The organism is Pseudomonas sp. GGS8 (assembly GCF_024168645.1).
GTDB lineage: Bacteria > Pseudomonadota > Gammaproteobacteria > Pseudomonadales > Pseudomonadaceae > Aquipseudomonas.
This window is the reverse complement of the sequence record NZ_JALJWF010000001.1, coordinates 3,816,373-3,835,252: the sequence shown is the minus strand read 5'-3', so window position 1 is coordinate 3,835,252 and position 18,880 is coordinate 3,816,373. Positions and strand designations below refer to the sequence as shown.

20 protein-coding genes are annotated in these 18,880 nt (G+C 59.6%); 4 read left to right on the top strand and 16 right to left on the bottom strand.

All coding sequences use genetic code 11. The annotated features are described in order from the left end of the window. Window positions 1-17: 17 nt before the first annotated feature. Complete coding sequence (locus tag J3D54_RS17425; RefSeq protein WP_253420619.1) at window positions 18-1,223, bottom strand: acetyl-CoA C-acetyltransferase; 1,206 nt, start codon at window positions 1,221-1,223, stop codon at window positions 18-20. Window positions 1,224-1,816: 593 nt separating this feature from the next. Here J3D54_RS17425 and J3D54_RS17420 point away from each other — a divergent pair. Beyond that, complete coding sequence (locus tag J3D54_RS17420; protein ID WP_253420616.1) at window positions 1,817-2,626, top strand: cytochrome c; 810 nt, start codon at window positions 1,817-1,819, stop codon at window positions 2,624-2,626. Between the two features lie 112 nt (window positions 2,627-2,738). On the opposite strand, the gene J3D54_RS17415 is transcribed toward J3D54_RS17420, so the two are convergent. The 10 genes from J3D54_RS17415 to J3D54_RS17370 all read right to left on the bottom strand — a co-directional run bounded on the left by J3D54_RS17415 (window position 2,739) and on the right by J3D54_RS17370 (window position 11,916). Next, entirely contained in the window at window positions 2,739-3,542 is an 804-nt protein-coding gene (locus J3D54_RS17415; RefSeq protein WP_253420613.1) for a transglutaminase family protein, read from the bottom strand. After that, on the bottom strand, window positions 3,539-4,489 hold the full coding sequence (locus tag J3D54_RS17410; RefSeq protein ID WP_253420610.1) for an alpha-E domain-containing protein: 951 nt from the start codon (window positions 4,487-4,489) through the stop codon (window positions 3,539-3,541). The genes J3D54_RS17415 and J3D54_RS17410 overlap by 4 nt, the downstream gene beginning before the upstream one ends. 12 nt (window positions 4,490-4,501) lie before the next feature. Next, complete coding sequence (locus tag J3D54_RS17405) at window positions 4,502-5,911, bottom strand: circularly permuted type 2 ATP-grasp protein (RefSeq protein ID WP_007902187.1); 1,410 nt, start codon at window positions 5,909-5,911, stop codon at window positions 4,502-4,504. Window positions 5,912-6,316: 405 nt separating this feature from the next. Then, complete coding sequence (locus J3D54_RS17400; protein WP_253420608.1) at window positions 6,317-6,658, bottom strand: ribonuclease E inhibitor RraB; 342 nt, start codon at window positions 6,656-6,658, stop codon at window positions 6,317-6,319. A gap of 215 nt (window positions 6,659-6,873) precedes the next feature. Then, complete coding sequence (locus J3D54_RS17395) at window positions 6,874-7,107, bottom strand: hypothetical protein (RefSeq protein WP_253420605.1); 234 nt, start codon at window positions 7,105-7,107, stop codon at window positions 6,874-6,876. Between the two features lie 153 nt (window positions 7,108-7,260). Then, window positions 7,261-8,136, bottom strand: coding sequence for a polyamine aminopropyltransferase (gene speE, locus J3D54_RS17390; RefSeq protein ID WP_253420602.1), 876 nt, complete (start codon window positions 8,134-8,136; stop codon window positions 7,261-7,263). A gap of 277 nt (window positions 8,137-8,413) precedes the next feature. After that, complete coding sequence (locus J3D54_RS17385) at window positions 8,414-8,605, bottom strand: PLDc N-terminal domain-containing protein (protein ID WP_007940802.1); 192 nt, start codon at window positions 8,603-8,605, stop codon at window positions 8,414-8,416. Window positions 8,606-8,688: 83 nt separating this feature from the next. After that, window positions 8,689-9,219, bottom strand: coding sequence for a hypothetical protein (locus tag J3D54_RS17380; protein WP_253420599.1), 531 nt, complete (start codon window positions 9,217-9,219; stop codon window positions 8,689-8,691). Window positions 9,220-9,462: 243 nt separating this feature from the next. Then, the gene (locus tag J3D54_RS17375; protein ID WP_105339695.1) at window positions 9,463-9,981 is read right to left on the bottom strand and encodes an ankyrin repeat domain-containing protein; all 519 of its coding nucleotides are present in this window, start codon (window positions 9,979-9,981) and stop codon (window positions 9,463-9,465) included. A gap of 96 nt (window positions 9,982-10,077) precedes the next feature. Further along, entirely contained in the window at window positions 10,078-11,916 is a 1,839-nt protein-coding gene (locus J3D54_RS17370; protein WP_253420596.1) for a long-chain-acyl-CoA synthetase, read from the bottom strand. Between the two features lie 344 nt (window positions 11,917-12,260). On the opposite strand from J3D54_RS17370, the gene J3D54_RS17365 reads away from it, so the two are divergent. Beyond that, entirely contained in the window at window positions 12,261-12,539 is a 279-nt protein-coding gene (locus tag J3D54_RS17365; RefSeq protein WP_105339697.1) for a DUF3509 domain-containing protein, read from the top strand. A 99-nt stretch (window positions 12,540-12,638) separates the two neighbouring features. Here J3D54_RS17365 and mtnC read toward each other — a convergent pair whose 3' ends face one another. The 5 genes from mtnC to aroC are packed head-to-tail and all read right to left on the bottom strand — an operon-like array spanning window position 12,639 to window position 16,787. Next, window positions 12,639-13,322, bottom strand: a complete 684-nt coding sequence (gene mtnC / locus J3D54_RS17360; RefSeq protein WP_253420593.1) for an acireductone synthase — start codon at window positions 13,320-13,322, stop codon at window positions 12,639-12,641. Window positions 13,323-13,326: 4 nt separating this feature from the next. Next, entirely contained in the window at window positions 13,327-13,872 is a 546-nt protein-coding gene (locus J3D54_RS17355; RefSeq protein WP_253420590.1) for an acireductone dioxygenase, read from the bottom strand. Window positions 13,873-13,892: 20 nt separating this feature from the next. Then, window positions 13,893-14,519: a methylthioribulose 1-phosphate dehydratase gene (locus tag J3D54_RS17350; RefSeq protein WP_253420587.1), complete on the bottom strand. Its 627-nt coding sequence runs from the start codon at window positions 14,517-14,519 to the stop codon at window positions 13,893-13,895. After that, a complete protein-coding gene (locus tag J3D54_RS17345) occupies window positions 14,516-15,667 on the bottom strand; it encodes an MFS transporter (protein WP_253420569.1) in 1,152 nt (383 codons plus the stop codon). The genes J3D54_RS17350 and J3D54_RS17345 overlap by 4 nt, the downstream gene beginning before the upstream one ends. Before the next feature lie 28 nt (window positions 15,668-15,695). Further along, the gene (gene aroC / locus J3D54_RS17340; protein ID WP_253420567.1) at window positions 15,696-16,787 is read right to left on the bottom strand and encodes a chorismate synthase; all 1,092 of its coding nucleotides are present in this window, start codon (window positions 16,785-16,787) and stop codon (window positions 15,696-15,698) included. A gap of 85 nt (window positions 16,788-16,872) precedes the next feature. Here aroC and J3D54_RS17335 point away from each other — a divergent pair, with 85 nt between their 5' ends. Both J3D54_RS17335 and J3D54_RS17330 read left to right on the top strand, forming a co-directional pair. After that, window positions 16,873-17,871: an alpha/beta hydrolase gene (locus J3D54_RS17335; RefSeq protein ID WP_253420563.1), complete on the top strand. Its 999-nt coding sequence runs from the start codon at window positions 16,873-16,875 to the stop codon at window positions 17,869-17,871. Between the two features lie 97 nt (window positions 17,872-17,968). Beyond that, window positions 17,969-18,760 carry a hypothetical protein gene (locus tag J3D54_RS17330; RefSeq protein ID WP_253420560.1) on the top strand — a complete coding sequence of 264 codons (792 nt, stop codon included), beginning with the start codon at window positions 17,969-17,971 and terminating at the stop codon, window positions 18,758-18,760. Window positions 18,761-18,880 lie beyond the last annotated feature (120 nt).

Here is an 18,880-nt window from a genome sequence, read left to right as displayed (position 1 = left end):
GGCAATGTTCCTAGGGCTCAGAGGCGTTCAATGATGGTGGCAATGCCCATGCCGCCGCCGACACACAATGTCGCCAGGCCGTAGCGCAGGCGCCGGGTTTCCAGTTCATCGAGCAGCGTGCCGAGAATCGCGCAACCGGTGGCGCCGAGCGGATGCCCCATGGCGATGGAGCCGCCGTTGACGTTGACCTTGTCCGGGTCGATGGCCATGTCCTTGATGAACTTCAACACGACCGAGGCGAACGCTTCATTGACTTCGAACAGGTCGATGTCTTCGACCCGCAACCCTGCCTTGGCCAGGGCCTTGCGGGTCGCCGGTGCCGGGCCGGTGAGCATGATGGTCGGATCGGTACTGGTGACTGCCGTGGCGACGATCCGCGCCCGTGGCTGCAAGCCCAGCGCCCGGCCCTTCGCTTCGGAGCCGATCAGCATCAGTGCCGCGCCATCAACGATCCCGGAACTGTTGCCCGGCGTGTGAACGTGGTTGATCCGCTCGACCTGGCTGTACACCCGCAATGCCGTGGCGTCGAAGCCCATTTGCCCGATCATTTCGAAACTCGGCTTGAGCTTGCCCAGGCCTTCCATCGTCGAATCGGCGCGAATGAACTCATCATGATCAAGCAGGATAATGCCGTTCTGGTCCCGCACCGGCACCAGCGACTTATTGAACGATCCGTTCGCCCGCGCCCGCGCCGCTTTCTGCTGCGAGTGCAACGCAAAGGCATCGACGTCCTGACGGCTGAAACCTTCGATTGTGGCAATCAGATCGGCACCCACGCCCTGAGGCGTGAAATGGTTGTGCAAGTTGGTTTCCGGGTCCAGCGCCCAGGCCCCACCGTCGCTGCCCATGGGTACGCGGGACATAGACTCGACGCCGCCGACCACCACCAGATCTTCGAAGCCGGAACGCACTTTCATCGCGCCCAGGTTCACTGCTTCCAGCCCCGACGCGCAGAAGCGATTGAGTTGCACACCCGCCACGCTGACGTCCCAATCAGCCACTTGTGTGGCGGTCTTGGCGATGTCGGAACCCTGATCGCCGATGGGCGTGACGCAGCCAAGCACCACGTCATCGACCTGACTGGTGTCCAGGGACGTGCGCTGCTGCAACGCCGTCAGCAGCCCGGCCACCAGGTTCACTGGCTTGACGCTGTGCAAGGCGCCATTGGCCTTGCCTTTGCCACGGGGCGTGCGCAACGCGTCGAATATCAAAGCTTGGGTCATGGCGTTCTCGAACCTGAGGGTGATCTCTATGCCCTCACCTTATGCCGAGCAGCCATGGATTCAATGACCACAGCGCTCATTGGCGTTGACGGTCACGCTCAGACGAACGGTAGTCAGCTATCGGATTAATCGATTCGTGTCACCAAGCTGTCTAGCCAACGGGCGCCCAAGAAGCTGGCCATGAGCCTCATACCTTTTTAGAAGCGGATTGTGCATAACCCATACGAAATGGATCTAAGCCAAGCGTGACGCGGGCCCTAATGTAAACCTGTACGAAGTTGTCGTCGGGTTTTGCCGAGGCTCTCGTCCTACAGGAAGTGCAGCGCTCTGCCGTCATGGAGATATGCAGGCAGGCAATCAGGAAATAACAAAAAAGGCGGTCAAGCCATGTTCAAACATTCGAAAGTACGTCAAGCCGGGCTCATTCTATTCGCTACTACACTGTTGTTGATTTTGCCGAACCTGACCAAGGTGCTTGGCTGATCGAGCATCAGGGTTTTCATTTCGCCTGATATAAATGTGATTGGCTCGCTACCTGAATCAGCGCGCCTGTGCCAACCCTTGCGGCACTTCCACGACATGGACGACGATCATTGAAAGCGCTCATTCTGTTTGGGGCCTTGCTGCTCAGCACGCCTCTGTCCGCCGCACAGCTGAATCTTGAGCTGGGCGCGAGCCCTCGCACCTGGCAGACCGAGGAATTGCTCAAGCATCCTCAAGCTCAGACCATCACGATCACTAACGACGTTTCCTACAAACGGGACATGAGCTATCGCGCCGTGCCGATGGCGGCGTTGTTGACGGGTACTAAGCCTGACGATCACCTGCAAGCCGTGGCTTTGGACGGTTTTGCCGCTGAACTGGCTGCCGCGCCTTTGCTCAATACCCATCAGGGGGCGCGAGCCTGGCTGGCGATTGAAGACCCGGCCAAGCCGTGGCCGCCGCTGTCGGAGGGCAAGCACAGTGCGGGGCCGTTCTATCTGGTCTGGACCGATCCACAGGCGGGCAATATCAGCCCCGAGCAATGGCCGTTCGAAGTGGCGAGCATCAAGCGCATGGCCCCGGTGGCCGAACGCTTCCCTGCCCTGTTGCCCGATCCTGCGCTGAAGGCAGACCATCCGGTGAACAAAGGCTTTGCGCTGTTTCAGAAGAACTGCCTGGCCTGCCATCGACTCAATGGCGCGGGGGATGCGCAGTTCGGACCGGACCTGAATATTCCGTTCAACCCGACCGAGTATTTCGGCGCGAAGTTCCTCAAGCGTTACATCCGTGACCCGCAGAGTTTGCGCCAGTGGCCGCAAGCGAAGATGCCTGGGTTCTCGTCGACAGTGTTGCCGGAGGGGGATCTGGACTTGTTGGTGGGGTATTTGAAGCACATGGCTGGGCGCAAAATTAAGCCGTAATGACACCCTCCTCCCTGCGGGAGCGGGCTTGCCCGCGATAGCGTTACTCCAGACATAAATGCGGTGACTGGAAGGCCGCCATCGCGGGCAAGCCCGCTCCCACAGGGATTACTTACTGCTGCTGGACGGTAATCACTGGCGTCGGCGAAACAAACACCTTGGCATGCATCTGCTCGTACCCGCCGCCACGGCGCATGCCGCGCACCGGGCAGGCGTCGAGGTAGTCCAGGCCCACGGCCAACTTCAGGTGACGCTCAGGGCGGGCCAGTTCGTTGGTCACATCGAAGCTGTACCAGGCGTCATCCAGCCAGGCTTCCGCCCAGGCGTGACTGGCCAGGTGTTCGCTGTTCTCGCTGTACAAATACCCCGACACATAACGCGAGGGAATGCCCAGGCTACGGGCGCAGGCGAGAAACGCATGGGTATGGTCCTGGCAAACCCCGGAGCGCCCGGCGAAAGCTTGCGCGGCGCTGGTCTCCACTTCAGTGGAACCCGGCGTGTAGGTCATGTGCTGGTTCAGGCCATGCATCAAATCGATCAGCGCCGTGCGATCCCGCCGTTGCTTGCACGCCTTCTCGGCAAACGCGCGCAGGGCTTCATCGGCTTCGGTCAGCCGAGTGAAACGCAGGAACGGCAGCGCCGACTGGCTCTCATGCTCGGCTTCGCGCAGTTCGTCGATGTCGACCTGACCACGGGCGCCAATGATGATCGCCTCATGCGGCTCGTCCAGGGTCAGCACATGCAGGATGTTGCCGAACGGGTCGAGTTGCGCACGCACCGGGCGCGGCAGGTCGAGTTGCCAGCTCAGCACGTGCTGGCGCTCGCTGTCGTGGGGTGTCAGTCGCAGGTACTGGATGCTCGCCCGCACCTGATCTTCGTAGTGATAGGCGGTCTCGTGGCTAATGGAAAGTCTCATGCAGCCTCCAGATAGGAACTGTGTATGGCATTGCCCAACTGGCGCACCAGCGGGATGAACTCGGTCAGCCAGGCATGCAGGCCTTCATCGAGAATTTCGTTGATACCGGTGTAGCGCAGGCGCGCGTCCATTTCCGCCGCCAGGCGTTGTGCGGGACGGCCGTTGGCCCCCGGCAGTTGAGCGAGAATCTGATCGACCTCTTCGGTGCAGGCTCGCAGGGATCGCGGCACATCGGCGCGCAGCAACAACAGCTCGGCCACATGCCGGGCGCCGGGGGCGTCGCGGTAGATTTCGGTATAGGCCTCGAACGACGACAAGGCCCGCAACAAGGCGCTCCATTGGTAATAGGCGTGGGCCGTACCGTCACTGACTGCTTCGGCTTGATCGCCGGCCATTTCGTAACGGGCATCAAGCAGGCGCAAGGTGTTGTCGGCCCTTTCGATAAAGGTGCCCAGACGAATGAAGCGGAACGCGTCGTTACGCATGATCGTGCCGTAGCAAGCGCCGCGGAACAGGTGGGAACGTTCCTTGATCCACTCACAGAAACGGCTCATGCCGTAGCGACCCAAGCCCTGTTCGGCGATCCCGCGAATTTCCAGCCAGGTGGCGTTAATGTTTTCCCACATGTCGGCAGTGATTCGCCCACGCACCGCATGGGCGCTGGCTCGCGCCGCGCCGAGGCAGCTGTAGATACTCGCCGGGTTGGCCGCGTCCAGAGCGAAAAAATGCAGCAGCCGCTCGGCATGCAGATCGCCGTGACGTTCCAGGTAATCGTCCAGGGTGCCGGTGATCAGCAACGGCATGGCGAGTTCGTGCAAGCCGTCGCCACGACCGTCCTGGGGCATCAGCGACAGCGAATAACTGATGTCGAGCATCCGTGCGAGGTTTTCCGCCCGCTCCAGGTAACGCGACATCCAATACAGATCCGAGGCAGTTCTACTTAACATGGCAAGCTTCCTTCAATCCTCGACCACCCAAGTGTCCTTGGTGCCGCCGCCCTGGGAGGAGTTCACCACCAGGGAGCCTTCACGCAAGGCGACTCGGGTCAAACCGCCGGGTACAACCCGGGTTTCGCGGCCAGACAATACAAACGGACGCAGGTCGATGTGGCGCGGAGCGATGCCGTTTTCGACAAAGGTCGGACAGGTCGACAAAGACAACGTCGGTTGCGCGATGTACGCGTGGGGCTTGGCTTTGATCCGCTCTCGGAAAGACTCGATCTCTGCCGCCGTCGCCGCCGGCCCCACCAGCATTCCGTAACCGCCGGAGCCTTGGGTTTCCTTGACTACCAGCTCCGGAAGGTTGGCCAGCACGTGGGACAGTTCCGAAGGATTACGACACTGCCACGTCGGCACGTTCTTCAGGATCGGCTCTTCGTCCAGATAGAAACGAATCATGTCCGTGACGAAGGGATACACCGATTTGTCGTCCGCGACTCCAGTGCCGATGGCATTCGCCAGCACCACGTTGCCGGAGCGGTAGGACGACAACAGTCCCGGCACGCCGAGCATCGAATCCGGGTTGAACGCCAGCGGATCGAGAAACGCATCGTCGAGGCGCCGGTAAATCACATCGACGGCTTTCGGCCCGTCCGTGGTGCGCATGAACACCTTGTCGTCGCGCACGAACAGGTCCGCGCCTTCCACCAGTTCAACGCCCATTTCTCGAGCGAGAAACGCATGCTCGAAAAACGCGCTGTTGAAACGTCCCGGCGTCAGCACCACCACGCTCGGGTTGTCGATCGGGCTGGAGCTTTTCAGGGTGTCGAGCAACAGGTTCGGGTAGTGGTCGATCGGTGCAATGCGTTGGGCCGCGAACAACTCGGGGAACAGGCGCATCATCATCTTGCGGTCTTCGAGCATGTAGCTCACGCCGCTGGGGGTACGCAGGTTGTCTTCGAGCACGTAGTACGTGCCGTCGCCATCGCGCACCAGGTCGACGCCGGAAATGTGCGAATAGATATCGCGGTGCAGGTCCAGCCCTTGCATCGCCAACTGATACTGCTCGTTGGCCAGCACTTGCTCGGCCGGGATGATGCCGGCCTTGATGATGCGCTGCTCGTGATAGAGGTCGGCAAGGAACATGTTCAATGCCTTGACCCGCTGAATGCAGCCGCGCTCGACGACCCGCCACTCACTGGCGGGGATGCTGCGGGGAATGGTGTCGAAGGGAATCAGACGCTCTGTCCCCTGCTCATCACCATAGAGCGTGAAGGTAATCCCGGCGCGATGAAATAGCAGATCGGCCTCGCGTCGCCGTTGTGCCAAAAGCTCGTCAGGCGTTTCGGCCAGCCAACGGGCAAACTCCCGATAATGCGGACGGACCTGGCCGCCGGCATCGTACATCTCATCAAAATAGGTGCGGATCATGCCGTACTCCTTGTCACCCGGACGTCCAGACCTTCGCAAGGCCCGTGCCATCGGCATAAACGCTTTGATATCAATCAGTTGGATAATGTCGCTGCGCGCACCGCACCAATCCTGTGCGGTAATTGCCCCACCCTGATCGCCCCCGCTTCATGGCGAAGCAATGCTGTCGCCTATCAGCAGCATAGTCAGAGTTGATTTCATTGCTCGGGAGGGAGAGGCGGATAATCCGTGCATTCGCTGGAAAACTGATCGCTCTTCCCTTTTAGCCGCCTGTTTAGGCGGTTTTTTTTGCATTTTTGAAACGTTATGAATCGAAAACACGATCTTCGGCCTTTTCAAACCGCGAAAACGAAAACGGCCAACCCGAAGGTCAGCCGTTGCTGAGTGTTGTCGCTGTTCATAAGGTTATGCGAGTAGCCCTCGTACCTCCTGCTTGACGCCCCATCCCTCGATGATGCCGCCCAGAGGTTCGACCACTGCCTCGAAGTCCTGCTCAAAGTTTCCGATCCCGTCGTAGGTGGCGTACATCACTTTGCTCAATTCCAGCGACCACGCGCCGTCGTCACGCACGCTGATCTGGGCATTCAAGGATTCACCACAAAAATGACCTGCCGCCCTGCGTGCCCGCTCCTCGTCCGGGAAAATGGCGTAGAACTCGATGGGATGGAATCGTGAAAAGTCGAAACCGCCTTCTTTCATGCGGCGCAGCACGCTGCTGCTGATGTCTTCTTGATAGGCTGTGCTCATGAAACGTCCCCCTCAGACTGATGGATAGACTTTCCGTATTCCCTGCACTTTCAATCGATTGATGGAAGCGATACGACAACAGAGGTTGCCGCCGGGAAACAAGCATGTAGCTGACAAGACCAGACCTTAGCGAGTCATTCGCTGATCTCGGTTGCAGAGTAGCCCCAAGACAGAGCCGCTGCCAAGGCCTGGTGGTGAATGTGACAAGAGGCGTATCAGATCGGGGTAATGCTGAGGATTTCAATGCTGTACTGGGATTTCAGACTTTTGACCGTCGGGTCATCGGTACGCCCCTCCAGATCATTCAGATCAAGTGCAGCAGCGACCGGCAGGCGCCGGGCGCGAATGAGTTTGGCGGCTTGCTCGCTGTTCGGGCACTCCTCGCACTCGAAGAGTTCGTCGACTGTTTCACCGTGATCGTCCACGAAAGTGATTTTCCACTTTTGCATCGGTGCCTCCTCGATAAAACCCATCGATGGGCTTACATCTATCTCGACTCGTGCATTGGCCGATCGTTCCAAGGGATCCTAAAAGCGAGACATGAAAAAGGCCGTCACCCGGGTGCTTCACACCGGCGACGGCCTTTTCTGATCGACGAAGCGTCAGTCGTTGCTGGGTTTGTTCACCGCTTGCAGCACGTATTGCGGCAAGGCGAAGGCGCCGATGTGGATTTCCGGGTTGTAGTAGCGGGTGATGATGCCGCTGCCAGCGAAGCGCTGTTGCAGGGTTTCGCGGGTCAATTTGCGATAGGCGGTATCGGTTGCGCCCCAGGCGAAGGTCATCGCGCCGCCGATGTAGGTCGGCACCGCCGCTTGATAGAAGTGCCAGTCCGGGAACAGGCTGCGCAGGCGGCCGGCGGTGGTTTTGACTTCTTCGATTTGCATGAACGGAGTGCCGTTCTGGGTCACCAGAATGCCGCCTTCGTTCAGGCAGCGGCGGCAAGCCTGGTAGAAGTTTTCGGAGAACAGCACTTCGCCCGGACCGATCGGGTCAGTGGAGTCGGAAATGATCACGTCGAACTTTTCGGTAGTGGTGGCGACGAAGCGCATACCGTCGTCGATGACCAGGTTCAGGCGTGGATCATCAAACGCACCCTTGGAGTGGTTCGGCAGGAATTCCTTGCACATATCGACCACGGTGCCGTCGATTTCGACCATGGTGATGTGCTCGACGCTGCGGTGTTTGGCCACTTCACGCAGCATGCCGCCGTCGCCGCCGCCGATGATCAGCACGCGCTTGGCGGTGCCATGGGCGAGGATCGGCACGTGGGTGAGCATTTCGTGATAGATGAATTCGTCAGCTTCGGTGGTCTGGATAACGCCGTCCAGTGCCATCACCCGGCCCATGCGCGGGTTTTCGAAGATCACCAGGTGCTGGTGTTCGGTGCGCACTTCGTGCAGCAGTTTTTCCATGCGAAAACGCTGGCCATAGCCTTCGTAGAGGGTTTCCAGGTACTCGCTGGTTGGGGTATTACTCATGGGAAGTGCTCCGATGAATGCGGGTGGCAACGGACGGTTACCCGCCCATGATGGCCAATCGATCGCCTCGATTGACCGGGAAAGGCGCGCATTCTACGTCGAGGAACATGACAGGTCGAACCTCACGTGATGATTCGACCCAATCCCTGCGGGAGCGGCGGTGCGACGATTCGACTTGCACGCGACAGGATCACCGCGGTGTAGCTGACAGTCCGCAGCGCCGGCATCGCGGGCAAGCCACGCTCCCACAGGTTCGGTGTTGCTTGCGCGAAACCGGTCAGATCCGCACATCGCCCCTTGGCCCGGCGATGGCCCAGATGATCAGGCCCAGCACCGGCAGCAGCAGGATCAACAGCACCCAAAGGACTTTCATCCCGGTTTCGGCGCCACTTTTAAGCACGTTGATGATGGCCCAGATATCCAGGGCAAAAATAATCAGGCCGATCAGGGTGTTGAACGTGGAACCCATGGTGTCGCTCCAAAAAAATGGTAGGCACTCTTAGGATAGTCGGGCCTGGCGAGGGTTCCGTTTTATTACCGTTGTAGACGGCTTCAGACGTGGATGGCCACTTTCAGGGCTTCCAGGGAGGGCGCGGCGGCGATGCCGACTTCGGCGCACAGTTCCAGCACCCGTGGCACGTCGTTGCCATAGACCAGCACCACTTGCAGTTCATCGTCGAGCAACTGGCTGAAATTCATCAAGGTGTAGCCACCGTTTTCCTTGTTCAGGCTGCTCATCTGCACCTGAATGCGATTGAGCGCCGTGAGAGCTTCGGTTTTGGCCAGTTGCTTGGGCTTGATGTTGAACTCAACGCCGGGGCCGAACGAGGCGACGATCTGCGCGAACAGGTCCATGTAGGTGTCGGCCTGGAACAGCACGGTTTCCGGCAGACTGCCGACGACAACCCACTCGCCCAACGGGATCGGGAAGGTGTCGTCGTAGTTGATGTCTGGATTGACCGCCAGAAAAGCCTCGGGATCGGCGTAGGCCTGAGCCGCTTCGTCAGCGATTTTCAGGATTTCGTCCTCGCCCATGCACCCGGAGCTGATTTTGCTGATGAGTTCAACGAGTGCGGCTTTCATGAGGTGGATCCTGTAGCGAGGGAATTTTGAGGGCGCGAAGGATAACGCATTCGGAAACGGATTGCGGGACCTGGCAGGAACCTGTGGCGAGGGGGCTTGCCCCCGTTCGGCTGCGAAGCAGTCGTAAAACCAGAGAACTGGGTTTGAATGAGATACCGAAGGGGACCGCTTCGCGGCCCAACGGGGGCAAGCCCCCTCGCCACAGAGCTCCCTCGCCACAAAAGCCCCGCGACACTACAGAGGTCAGGCCAGGAGTTTTTGCAGCTGCGCGGTGGTATCCGCCGCTCCCATGGTCTTGGCCGCGTCCAGCGCAGACACGCCATTGGCGTCCTTGGCTGCCGGATCGGCGCCTTTGCTGATCAGGTAGTCGATGATTTCGACGCGGTTGAACATCGCCGCCATCATCAGCGCAGTGCGACCGTCGAAGGACGAACCTTCCACCTCAGCGCCCCCCTCAACCAACGCCTTCACCACTGCCAGATCCCCCTTGAACGCCGCGCCGGCAATCGGGCTCTGGCCGTTGTCGTTGCGAATCTCGGGATCGGCCTTGTGTTCGAGCAGGACTTTTACCGTGTCGACATGGCCGTGGTACGCGGCGAGCATCAGCAAAGTGTCGCCCTTGTGGTTACGCAGGTTCGGCGGCAAGCCCTTGGTCAGCAGCGCAGCCATCATGGCCGCATCGCCCTCGCGCGCTTTGTTGAACACCTGTTCGGCAAATTCAGCAGCCTCTTCGGGGGTCATCTGGCGGCTTTTGTCTGACATTGGGGACTCCACATTCGGTCAATCGGAAAGCCGATAGTTTCCCGAGCAGTCCGGAACCTGTCACTTGTTTTTTCTCATGGAGGGTCATAGCCAGATTCAATAGCGATGCCTGCCGCCGCGAATATCCGCCAGCACCTGCTCGGTGACCTGCACGTAAGTCTCGGTGCCCGGCAGCCAGGCGTAAATCGGATCACCGCCAGTTTTGCTCGGGTCGAACGCTTCGTCCTTGAGCCGGGTCTTCTGGTATTTGAAGGTTCCGGTGGTCTCCATTTTCACTTTCACCCGCAGGAACAGTGGCACCGCATAGGCCGGCATTTGCTGCCTGGCGAACGCCAGCAACTCACTGAAATCCAGGGTCGCCAGGGATTCGGCCGGTGTAATGGCCGCCATCCCCGCCCGCCCGTTGGTGTTGTGGATTTCCACGCCATAGGCCACGGCTTCGGCAATATGCGGATGTTGCAACAGGATGTTTTCAACCTCGGTGGTGGAAACGTTTTCGCCCTTCCAGCGGTAGGTGTCGCCCAAGCGATCGACAAATTGCGCGTGACCAAAACCGATGTTGCGCAGCAGGTCACCGGTATTGAAATAACGGTCACCCTTCACGAACACATCGTGGAGCACCACTTTTGCGGTCTTCTGCGGATCGGTGTAGCCGTCCAGCGGTGCCTTGTCGTCGATTCTCGCCAATAACAGCCCCTGCTCGCCCTTGGCCACTTTGCGCATGAACCCCTTGGCATCCCGCGTGGGGGCGCCGCTGTCATGGTCGTACGCCACCAGCTCCCAGGCCATCAGGGAAAAGCCAACGGTGTTGTCGAAGTTGAGGATGTTGGTGAAGCCAATATTGCCGTCGCTGGCGGCGTACAGCTCGCAGATATGCTCAACGGCAAACCGCGTCTTGAACTCGCTCCACGCGCCAGGGCGCAAACCATTACCGATCATCTTCGTCACGCTGTGCCGGCTGTCGTCGACGCTGCGCGGTTGATCCACCAGATAGCGGCACAATTCGCCGACATAACCGAGGGTGGTCGCCCGGTACTTGCGCACGTCGCTCCAGAACTGGCTGGCGCTGAACTTGCGGCGGATGGCAAACCCCGACGCCCCGCTGATCGCCGAGCCCCAGCACACACAGAGCCCGGTGGCGTGGTACAGCGGCAAGGTGCAATAGACGACGTCCTGCGGCTGCATGTCCAGAGCGATCAGCCCGAAACTGGCGCAGCTGCGCATCCAGCGGCCATGCTTGAATACCCCGGCCTTGGGCAACCCGGTGGTGCCCGAGGTGTAGATATAGAAGCAAGGGTCGTCGAAAAAAACCCGTCGGCTGCTGTCGGGATTCTCATGGGAGGCGTTGCAGCTGGCCGTCATCAGGTTAATGAAGCCATCGGACGCTTTGCCCGGATCGCGATAAGTGTCTTGATCGGCGACGAACCAGGTGCGCGCTGCATCGATAGCCACCCGCTCGCGGACCGCATTGAAGGCCGGAACCAGCTCTTCTCCGACCACGATCGCTACGGGCGTCACCAGGTTCAGGCTGTGAGCCAGGGTGTCGCGGGTCTGGGAAGTATTAAGCAAAGCGCTGATCGCACCGACCTTGGCCACCGCCAATATCGTCACCAGCAGTTCCACACGGTTCTCGATAAAGACCGCCACCACATCGCCCTTGCCGATGCCTTGGGCAATCAGGTGATGGGCGATGCGATTGGCCCACTGATTGGCTTGTGCATAAGTGAGCGTCACCTCGCCCTGCAGCAATGCCGGGCCGTCGGGGTTACGCAACGTCGCCTGCTCAAAGCTCCATCCGAGACCACACGGTTGGGTCGGGTCCTTGACGTTGGCGACTTTCATGCCCTTCACCACGCGAGGGATGGCTTTGGCAATGGAAGGCAGTTTGCGGAGCATCATGCCCCAGGTAATCGTGTCGTGCAGCGGGCGGCTCATGATTGCTCCCGTTCGATCTTTTTATTGTCGGGTGGCGTTGATTGAGGCCGAAAATACGTCAGGGCTTCTTGAGCTGTACACGCGGTTTTTGCAATGTTTTGTATCCACGGCCGCAGCATTCGAAAAGCGCAACCTCAGCGATTGCGATTGGTTCCATCCAATTGTCGCCAACCTCGCAAAATGCAGGATGCACGATACCGATTCATGCAAATTGCACGACAAGCTGAAAATCACGAATATATAACTTGTTGATTTATATCAAATTTTAAAAAATACGGCACTGGCACAATCACTGCAACTACCTCTCCATGTTGCCCTTCAAGCACAAAATGGAGCTGATAGACATGAGCCTGATCCAGGAAAAATTTTCGTCGCTGTTCTCCAACTTCGAAGTCATCACCCAGCCACGGCCTGACGGCGGCATTCTGCTGACCCTGCGCAGTCAGGAAGGCAAAGTCTTCAAACGTTCGATTTCCTACCAGCAATTGCACGCCGGCGATCAACTGTCATGGGTGATCAGCGCGATTCGCCGTGACATCGCCGAACAGGCCAGCGAACTGCCACAGATCTCCATGCTGCAAAGCCAGCAACGGTTCGCGCTGCCGACTTATCACTCGGTTTAAATCCTGCGGTTGTATAAATAAACGCACTACAAACAAACAGGCCGTGAGAGCTTTCGCTTCACGGCCTGAGTTGTTTCTGGCTTCGCGCAAGTTATGTGGTTACAGGGCAGAAGGGTTTATCCGCGCAAAGCTGTCGACGGTCACATGCCCTGCCAGTTCCCCGCCCTCACGGGCCAAGCCACAGGTGGCCATGCCGGCCGCACGCGCCGCGTCCAGTTCCTGAACAATGTCGGACAGAAACAGAATCTGCGAAGCCTCGAGGCCAATCGCCTGGGTGATACGCTCGTAGGACTGAGCTTCGCGCTTGGGCCCCGAAGTGGTGTCGAAATAGCCGCTGAACAGTGGCGACAAATCCCCCGCCTCCGAGCATCCGAAAATCAGTTTTTGCGCCTGAATCGAACCCGAGGAATAAACAAACAGTTGATAGCCTTCCTGATGCCAGCGCTTCAGCGCTTCAACGGCGTCCGGGTAAACGTGGCCTTTCAACTGCCCGGCCTGATACCCCTGCTCCCAGACCATGCCTTGCAACGCCTTGAGTGGCGTGGCCTTGCGGTCTTCTGCGATCCAGCCCAGAAGGATGTCGATAAGCCGCTCGACGTCGGCTTGTGGTTCATCGCTGTCATGACGAACAGCGGCGAGCTGCTCGGCGACGTCAGCGCGCTCGGCATTTTGCCGAACGAAATCCGGCAAGTGTTTGGCCGCGTAGGGAAACAATACGTCGAACACAAAACTCACCGCGCTGGTGGTGCCTTCGATGTCGGTGAGAATCGCTTTGATCGGCATCGGTTCAGTCCTCAAGACGCGGGAAGTGGCTGGCAATGTCATCGCCGGTGAAGTTGGCCACCCAGCCTTCGGGGTTGTTGAACAGGCGGATTGCGACGAAATGCGGGTTTTCGCCCATGTCGAACCAGTGCGGCGTCCCCGCGGGCACCGAGATCAGGTCGTTTTTCTCGCAGAGCACGGCGTACACGTAATCGCCGATGTGCAGGGTGAACAAGCCACGGCCGGCGACGAAAAATCGCACTTCGTCTTCGCCATGGCGGTGTTCATCGAGGAACTTGGCACGTAACTCGGCTTTTTGCGGGTGATCGCTGTTCAGGCTGACCACGTCGACGGTAATGTAACCGCGCTCGGTCATCAGCTTGTCGATTTGCTCCTGATACGCAGCGATCACTTCTTCCTGGCTGGCGCCGGGCTGGATTTTCGCCGCGGCTTGCCAACGGTCGAAACGCACGCCCTGCTCGGCCAGGGTCGAGGCGATGTCTTCGAAGTGGGTCAGCATCTTGTTCGGAATGTCAGGGCTTGAGACGTGGTAAACGGACAGGCTGCTCATCAGGGCAACTCCTTAACGGTTCATGCATTACGGTTAAAGAGCGAACGCGTCTTCAACTCGCACTCGAACAAAAATTCAAAAGCCTCGATCTGCCGCAGTGCATCGCTCATGCGCGCGCCCCACGTATAGAGGCCATGGCCGCGAATCAGGTAGCCGACGCAATCAGGGTGGGCGTCGAGCCAAGGCTGCACCTTGGCCGCCAGCCGTGCAATGTCCTGGTCGTTGTCGAAAATCGGCACGTGCACCCGGGACTCGTGGGTCGAAATGCCGCTGAAGGCCTTTTGCAGTTCGTAGTCTTCGAACTCGATGAAGTCTTCCGGTGTCAGGCGCGACAGCACCGTGGCATTCACCGAATGGGTGTGCAGCACCGCGCCGATCTCCGGACGCCAGCTATAGAGCTGAGTGTGCAGCAGGGTTTCGGCGGACGGCTTCTTGCCCGGTTCCAGACTGTTGCCTGACAAGTCGGTGGTCAGCACATCGTCCGGGCCCAGTTGGCCCTTGTGCTTGCCGGACACGGTCAGCAAGGCTTCGGTCGGCGACAGTCGGGTCGAATAATTGCTGCTGGTGGCCGGCGACCAGCCGCGGCCATACAGAAAGCGCCCGGCGTCGATGATTTCCTGGGCGAGGTGTTCACGGCTAAGGCTCATGGCCTGTCCTCTTGCATACGTGTGGCAATGATAACGGCAGCGGCGAAGGCTGCGAGACTGGCAATACTAAAGGTCAATGTGGCGCCGAGGGCATTCCAGCTGTAGCCGGAATACAACGCGCCCAGTGCGCCGCCGGTGCCGGCCAGTGCGGCATATAGCGCTTGGCCCTGCCCTTGCTGACGCGCGCCGAAGCTACGTTGCACGAACTGGATGGCAGCGGCGTGAAAGCTGCCGAAGGTGGCGGCGTGCAGCACCTGGGCGAACAGCAACACCCAAAGGAACTCGGCAAACGAGCCAAGCAACAGCCAGCGCAGGGCCGCCAGCAGGAAACTCGCCAACAGCACCCGGCGTACCGAGAAGCGCGCGAGAATCTTGCTCATGGCCAGAAACATCAAGACTTCGGCGACCACACCGACCGCCCAGAGCATACCGATCAGCCCGCGACTGTAACCGAGTCGCTCAAGGTGCAAGGTCAGAAAGGTGTAATACGGCCCGTGACTCATCTGCATCAGCGCCACGCACGCGTAAAACGCCAACACTCCGGGGCTGCGCAATTGCTGGAGGAACCCCTCCCCGGTCAACCGTTCACCCTGAACCGGTTGCGCGTTGGGCACCCACAAGCTGCTGACGACGATCCCGGCCATGATCAGCACCAGCGCCACCGGGTAAATATCGAGGCTCAGCCATTCGAACAATCGGCCCAGCGCCACCACAGTGATGATGAAACCGATGGAACCCCACAGGCGAATCTGACTGTAGCGCGACGTCTGCCCCTGCAAGTGCGCCAGGGTGATGACTTCGAACTGCGGCAACACCGCGTGCCAGAAGAACGCGTGCAAGGCCATGACCATCGCCAGCCAGGCGTAGGTCTTGCTGACGAAAATCAGCGAGAACGTCAGCAGCGTGCACACCGCGCCGAAACGCACGATGGCCAGCCGTCGCCCGGTGTAGTCACCGAGCCAGCCCCAGATATTCGGCGCCACGCAACGCATCAGCATCGGAATCGCCACTAATTCGCCAATGCGTGCGGCACTGAAGCCCAGATGATCGAAGTACAGCGCCAGAAACGGCGCCGTCGAACCGAGCAAGGCGAAATAGAACAGGTAGAAACTGGAGAGCCGCCAGTACGGGAGCGCCGCCGCTGCCATCAGACTGCAGCGGCTATCAGGTCAACCATTAAAGCTGCCCCAACACCGGAGTGCTCACGCGCACATCGGCGTTCTGCCCGCGGTGACGCAGCAAGTGGTCCATCAGCACGATGGCCATCATCGCTTCGGCGATTGGTGTGGCGCGGATGCCGACGCACGGGTCGTGACGGCCCTTGGTAACAACCTCCACCGGGTTGCCATGGATGTCGATGGAACGGCCCGGCGTGGTAATGCTCGATGTAGGCTTGAGCGCCAGGTGCGCAACGATCGGCTGACCCGACGAGATACCACCGAGAATGCCGCCGGCGTTGTTGCTGAGGAAACCTTCCGGGGTCATTTCATCGCGGTGTTCAGTGCCGCGCTGGGCGATGCTGGCAAAACCGGCGCCGATTTCCACGCCCTTGACCGCGTTGATGCTCATCAGCGCGTGGGCCAGTTCAGCGTCGAGGCGGTCGAAGATTGGCTCGCCGAGGCCTGGCATCACGCCTTCGGCGACCACGGTGATCTTCGCGCCGACCGAATCCTGGTCCCGACGCAACTGGTCCATATAGGCTTCCAGCTCCGGCACTTTGTCCGGGTCGGGGCTGAAGAAAGCGTTCTCTTCCACCGAATCCCAGGTCTTGAACAGGATTTCGATCGGGCCGAGCTGGCTCATGTAGCCACGAATGACGATGCCTTGGGTGGCCAGGTATTTTTTGGCAATTGCGCCGGCGGCTACGCGCATGGCGGTTTCACGGGCCGAACTGCGACCGCCGCCGCGGTAATCGCGCTCACCGTATTTGTGGTGGTAGGTGTAGTCGGCGTGGGCCGGGCGGAACAGGTCTTTGATCGCCGAGTAGTCCTTGGACTTCTGGTCGGTGTTGCGGATCAACAGACCGATGGCACAACCGGTGGTGCGCCCTTCGAACACGCCGGAGAGGATTTCGACTTCGTCGGCTTCCTGGCGCTGGGTGGTGTGGCGGCTGGTGCCGGGCTTGCGCCGGTCCAGGTCGCGCTGCAGGTCCTCAAGAGAGATCTCCAGGCCCGGCGGGCAGCCATCGACAATGGCGACCAACGCCGGGCCATGGCTTTCGCCCGCGGTGGTGACAGTGAACAGCTTGCCGTAAGTATTGCCGGACATGCAGGACGCTCCGTGAAATCGAACCCAAAATACATAATGCGCGCCAGTATACGCAGGCTACCCGACTAGTTCATCCTCGAACCTTATGGGTGCCTGCGAGTCCAACCGGCACCTTGTTGATGATGGCGTGATGATGCTGCGAGTTCTAGCCTTGAGCCTTACCCTGTTTACCGGTTTTGTACAGGCCACCGTCCTGCAACGCCCGATCACCCTGGACACCGGCAACGGCGAGCTTTTCGGCTCGCTGTTGCTGCCCAAGTCCGACACACCGGTACCGGTTGTCCTGATCATTTCCGGCTCCGGTCCTACGGACCGTGACGGAAACAACCCCGATGGCGGACGCAACGACAGCCTCAAACGGCTGGCCTGGGTACTTGCCAAACACAACATTGCCAGTGTGCGTTACGACAAGCGCGGCGTGGCGGCGAGCCTTGCGGCTACACCAGACGAACGCAATCTGTCGGTGGAAGCCTATGTGGCCGATGCCGTGGCCTGGGGGCAGAAGCTCAAGGCCGATCCGCGCCTGGGCAAACTGATTTTGCTGGGCCACAGCGAAGGTGCGTTGATTGCCAGCCTGGCGGCGCCAAGTGTCGACGCTGCGGCGGTAATTTCCATGTCCGGCAGCGCCCGGCCGATCGATCAGGTGCTGCGCCAGCAGTTGAGCAATCGCCTGCCACCGGCCTTGATGCTGCGCAGCAATGAACTGCTCGACAGCCTCAAGGCCGGCCACACTGACGACAACGTGCCGCCGCAGTTGCAGGTGATTTTCCGCCCCAGCGTGCAGCCGTACCTGATTTCACTGTTCCACCAGGACCCGGCAGCCGCCTTCGCCAAACTGAAGATGCCGGCACTGATCATTCAGGGCAGCAACGACATCCAGGTCGGCGTGGGTGACGCCAGGGCGCTCAAAGCCGCCAAACCGGACGCCGAACTGGCACTGATCGAAGGCATGAACCATGTGATGCGCATCGTGCCTAACGACGTTAAGCGGCAATTGGCCTCCTATAAAGATCCGCAATTGCCGCTGGCAGCCGAGCTGGGTACGCGAATCCTCGGGTTTATTGACGGACTTGGCACCCGTTAAGCACTGCTTGCCCTCCAGTCCTGAAAAAAACGGCCGATAAGCCTTTGTCGCCAGCGCTATGACTGGCGGCACAGGGCTTGGACAGGATCTCGCCGTTATGACTGATACCCAGACTTCACCCGACTCCACCGCTGAAAAAGACACACCGCCAGCGGTCGAGCTGCCGTGGGCGGACGTCCACGTCGAGCACCACAAAATGCTCCGCCTGGCGCCGCTGCAAACCGACCGTAACACCGGCGGCCGGCCGTTGCGCTTTGTCGAGTTCGGTTACGCCGAACGCAACAGCAAGGAGCACAGCCTGCTGCGCATGGCCATCAAGCTGCCAGGCCAACGGGTACGCAAAGAACAGAATCATTTGGACGTGTGGGTCGATCACGCCGCCAAACGCGTGCACTTCGGGCCAGAAAGCGGCTTGCAGATCGAGCCGATGAACCGTGGCATCGGGCGCTATATGGCCTCTCAGGGCGTCACGTGGGCGAAGAAGAGATGGCCCGCCTACACCGTCGACGGCACCGACCTGAACAACAAGGACGCGTTGAACGAAGACACCCGCCTGCGCCGCGATCACTTTCTGCGGGTGCACGGTTTTGACGTGGTCTACGCCGATGCCCAGCATTTGAAGGGCAGCGTTAAAGAGGTTCAGGTCGGTGATCTGCTGGGCGACTGGAACAGCGAAAAGCTGCAACAGGTGGAAATCCTCGAAGCTGCGCAGATGCTCCAGCAAGCCGAGCAGAACCTGGCGGAGCAGGAAGTCAAACTCAAGAAGCACGAAGAAAAGGTTAGCAAGTACAAGCGTGAAGACGCCGGGCTGCGTTTTACCATTACCTGTCTGGTGGCGTTTGCGGTGTTTCAGGCAGGATTGTTGATCTGGATTGCCACGCATCGGTAAAGATCCGAGACCGCGGCGCGGCCATCGCGGGCAAGCCACGCTCCCACAGGTTTTGTGTCGTACCCAAACAATGGGCGCACACTAAACCTGTGGGAGCGGGCTTGCCCGCGATGGCTTTCT